The following is a 4,386-nucleotide window of genomic DNA, read 5'->3' as shown; positions in this document are numbered from 1 at the left end:
CTCATTTTCCCGTGTTTTCTGTTTGCGCAAACAACACTAACGGGAAAAATTAGTGATCCGAATGGTAATACCGTTCCTTTTGTCAATGTCATTGAAAAAGGAACCTCCAATGGAACAACATCAGATATCGATGGAAACTATTCTATTACGGTGGCAAACTTACCGGCCACCTTGATTTATTCATCTTTGGGGTATGAGACCATTGAACAAGTGGCAAGTAGTACGGCTCCTATGGCAATAACTATAGCCGAATCTGCCGAAGCCTTAAGTGAAGTAGTGGTTACCGGACTAGCAACTTCTATAAAAAGAACAAATTCAGCAAATGCTGTAGCTTCCATTTCTTCAGAGGAGTTGGCGGGACGAACCCCACCCCAAACATTGGATGGTGCGTTGGCAGGAAAATTTGTAGGAGCGCAGATTACGCAGGCTTCCGGAGCACCCGGAGGAGGAATTTCTGTTAAACTTAGGGGGGTTACTTCCATTAATGGAAATGGGCAGCCGCTTTATATTATTGACGGTGTCTATGTTAATAACAACACTGTGTACGCCGGAGGTCTTAATGATGTTTCGAATGCTGCGGGTGGAGGAGCATCCACAACTGATTCTCAAGACAACCCATCTAATAGGATTGCAGATATCAATGTCGAAGATATCGAGGATATCGAAATTTTAAAAGGAGCCTCTGCGGCGGCCATCTATGGATCGCGCGCTGCGGCTGGGGTGGTAATTATTACTACCAAGAAAGGAAAACGAGGTGAGACCAAGGTAAATTTCTCTCAAGCAGTAGGTTACAATGAAGCTGTTAACTTACTTGGGCAAAGAAAATGGACCAGAGAACTTGCTGAAAGTGTATATGGAGAAGGTGATTTGTATGCGGCCGCGCAGTCTGCAGGAAGATTAATAGATTACGAGAAAGAAATTTATGGCGAACGAGGTTTTATTACTAATACGAACGTAAGCATTTCGGGAGGTGGTGAAAAAACATCCTTCTTTGGAGCGTTTACAAACAATCAAGAAGATGGAATTGTGCGACGTACAGGCGCTACAAAAAGATCCTTCAGATTGAATGTGAATCATAAATTAAATGATTGGATGAAATTGGCCCTAACGAGTAACTATATTCGTTCAAGTGCCGATAGAGGATTCTTTAACAACGATAATACAAATACAACTATTGGTGTTTCGCTGTTGTTTACCAGACCTTGGGATTATTTACTTCCAGATGCGAACGGAAATTATCCCGATCACCCTGCGAATTCATCAAATCAAATACATACACGCGATGTAATGATTAACAATGAATCCGTAAGTCGATTAATAGGAGGAGGGTCTTTGGATATTAATTTATTAAAAACAGAAAATCAAAACCTAAAACTTTTGCTAAGAGCGGGGGTGGATACCTATACGCTTAAAACAACTGTATTTTTCCCTAGAGATTTACAATTTATGGATCCGGCAGTAGGTGGAGTTGATGGACTTACATCTGAAGGAACTACCCAAAATACCGATGCGAACTATTCAGGTTTCTTGGTACATGATTTTACTACAGAGAGCAACGTAAGTTTTACGACCCAAGCGGGTATGACGAATGAACAATTCTCTCAGAATACGGTAAGAGCAACAGGGACTGGGTTAATTGCTTCCGAATCAAACGTCGATCAAGCAGCAAATGTTTCTGTGAGCCAGTTCAGACTTATACAAGAAGATTTTGGATTTTTTGCGCAGGAAGAAGTTAACTTCCAAGATATGTTTATCGCTACATTAGGATTGAGAGGGGATAAATCATCAAATAATGGTGATGCGAATGAGTTCTTCTATTATCCTAAAGGATCGTTGGCTGTGAATATCAATAAGTTTGGTTTTTGGAATGAAGATGGTGTTTGGGATCAGTTAAAGTTGAGAGTAGCATATGGTGAAGCAGGAAATTTTGCTCCTTATGGCGCTTTATTTACGACCTACACGAATTCATTAATTGATGGAAATGTAGGTATTATTACCCCATCGACTCTTGGAGATCCAAACATTAAGCCGGAACGTCAAAAAGAATTAGAGGCTGGTGTTGATCTAAGCTTTTTCGATAAAAGACTTTCCTTTGAGCTTACCTGATATAACAAGCAAGTGGAAGATTTAATTCTACAAGCAGATAACGAGCCATCATCAGGATATACTTTCCGATGGGCGAATGCTGGAGCATTGGAAAATAAAGGAATCGAACTTGGACTAAATGCTACTCCTTTTGATTCAGAAAACTTTTCTTGGAACACAAGTGTTAGCTGGTTTAGAAATAGATCGGAAATTACCGAATTAACCGTAAATTCTTTCGATACACAAGGATTTGGTACCGGATTAGGTACGTTTAGAATTGAGGAAGGAAAAAGTGCTACGCAGATTGTTGGTAATGACACTAACGGAAATGTAGTAGTACTAGGAGACGCCGAACCAGATTTTCAAATGTCATTCAACAATACTGTACAGTACAAAGGACTTAGCTTATCGTTCCTTTGGCATTGGAAAAATGGGGGTGATAACGTGAATTTAAGTAGGTTACTATCCGACTTTGGAGGAACTAGTGCAGATTATGACGAAATGGGTCTTGATCCATCAGGTCAGTTATCAAATGGAGATTATCGAATTGGATCCTTCCTAAGTGGAATTGCAGAGCCTTTCGTTGAAGATGCTTCTTATCTTAAGTTAAGAGAAATAGGTTTATACTACAATTTACCTAAGAAGTTGTTATCTGGTGTCGTAGGAGGTAATATAGATTCTGTGAAACTTGGTTTCTCAGGACATAACATAATCAATATTTTTGATTATAACAGTTACGACCCTGAAGTATCTAACTTTGGTTCTACCGCCGCCGGAATTGGTATTGAAGTGGCACCGTTCCCATCTTCAAGACGATATATGTTTCATGTATCGGTTGGATTTTAATAATTTAAAAAAGAACTTAATATGAAAAATATAACAAAATTAAAAGTATTTATAGTAACCATTGGTTTATTAATGGGTTACTCATGTACTATTGAAGACGGGAAGGATTTAAATGGTCCGGAAACTTCATCAATAGCCGAAGACTTGTCTAGACCGGAACTACCCCAGGCTGTCTCTGGAATCCTAGCAGATATGAGAGCGCGATTGGCCACACAGGTGGACGCAATTTCTGTTGTAGGAAGAGATTATTGGAGACATCAAAGTTCAGATCCTAGATGGACGGGTGACCTTTTAACGGGTACACTTGATGATAACTCTTTCTATATCACAACGCATTATGCCGCTAGATATGCCGTTGTTAAGGAATGTAATTTATTGTTAGAAGGTCTCGCTAATACGACAGCTGATTTTACAACTGCTGAAAAAGCCGCCATCAGAGGATTTGCAAATACTATGAAGGCGCATCAATTGTTAACCGTTTTAGGATTCCTATATGAAAATGGAATTAGAACCGATGTTGCTGACCCTGATAATTTAGGTGATTTTGAAAGCTATGACGCTGCATTGTCAACTATCATTGGGCTGCTGAATACAGCTGCATCAGACTTAGAAGTTGGAGGAGATGTTGCTCCGAATACTTTAGGAGTGTCGTATTTGCAATTTAACAGAGCAATCACGGCAAGAGCAGCCGCTTATCAAGGAAACTATTCCTTGGTGCTTAGTGCCCTTCAAGATTCGTTTATGGACTTAGGTGGCGATATGAACGCAGGAGCTTATTATCGATTTTCAGCCGCAGGTTCAGATGAATTAAACGGACTATTTTTTGCGTTGAATTCAACTGGCGCTAATGCCAGAATTGCACATCCGGATTTTGTGAATTCTGCTGAACCAGGAGATGGAAGAGCAGGAAAGGCCGTGTTTAGAACAGACGGGGAATTAAATATTGCAGATTTAAGTCCAGGATCACATGATGTTTATATTTACCAATCCAGTACAGATCCCGTTGGGATAATTAGAAATGAAGAACTCATTTTATTATATGCCGAAGCAAACATGACTTCGAATCCGACGGCTGCTGAAACTGCAATTAACGCTGTTAGAAGTGCCGCCGGTTTAGGACCTGTGGCGGCAGGATCTGTCAATGTTGATAGACTTTTGTATGAAAGACGTTATTCTCTTTTCGCTGAAGGCCATCGCTGGATCGATATGAGAAGATTTGGTAGACTGAGCGAACTAATTATTGATAGAGAAGGGGATAACATAGTTACTCAATTCCCTATTCCTCAAAATGAAGGAATCTAGCAGTCATTTAATTTAAATTAAAAACCCTTTCTGAAAAGAAAGGGTTTTTTTGTTATATAGCTTCTAGTTGCTCCGCTTCGTTTTTTGGCTTTGTTCGCCAGCGACGGATACGCAGCTTCAACTTGTGTACAATATAAAAGAGTACCGGGACGA

At 39.9% G+C, this 4,386-nt stretch carries 3 protein-coding genes; all 3 read left to right on the top strand.

The genetic code is table 11. From position 1 onward, the window contains the following. Window positions 1–2,106, top strand: a 2,106-nt coding sequence (locus tag K8F54_RS00895) for a SusC/RagA family TonB-linked outer membrane protein (protein WP_290785738.1), incomplete at its 5' end; no start/stop codon positions are given. Between the two features lie 12 nt (window positions 2,107–2,118). Continuing rightward, window positions 2,119–2,931, top strand: coding sequence for a hypothetical protein (locus K8F54_RS00890; protein ID WP_290785735.1), 813 nt, complete (start codon window positions 2,119–2,121; stop codon window positions 2,929–2,931). 72 nt (window positions 2,932–3,003) lie between these two features. Continuing rightward, the gene (locus K8F54_RS00885; protein WP_290785732.1) at window positions 3,004–4,233 is read left to right on the top strand and encodes a RagB/SusD family nutrient uptake outer membrane protein; all 1,230 of its coding nucleotides are present in this window, start codon (window positions 3,004–3,006) and stop codon (window positions 4,231–4,233) included. The last annotated feature ends 153 nt before the right edge of the window (window positions 4,234–4,386 follow it).

The sequence above is a fragment of the Altibacter sp. genome (assembly GCF_019913785.1).
Taxonomy (GTDB): domain Bacteria; phylum Bacteroidota; class Bacteroidia; order Flavobacteriales; family Flavobacteriaceae; genus Altibacter.
Note: the sequence above shows the minus strand (reverse complement) of the source record. Positions and strands in the feature narration are given on the sequence as shown.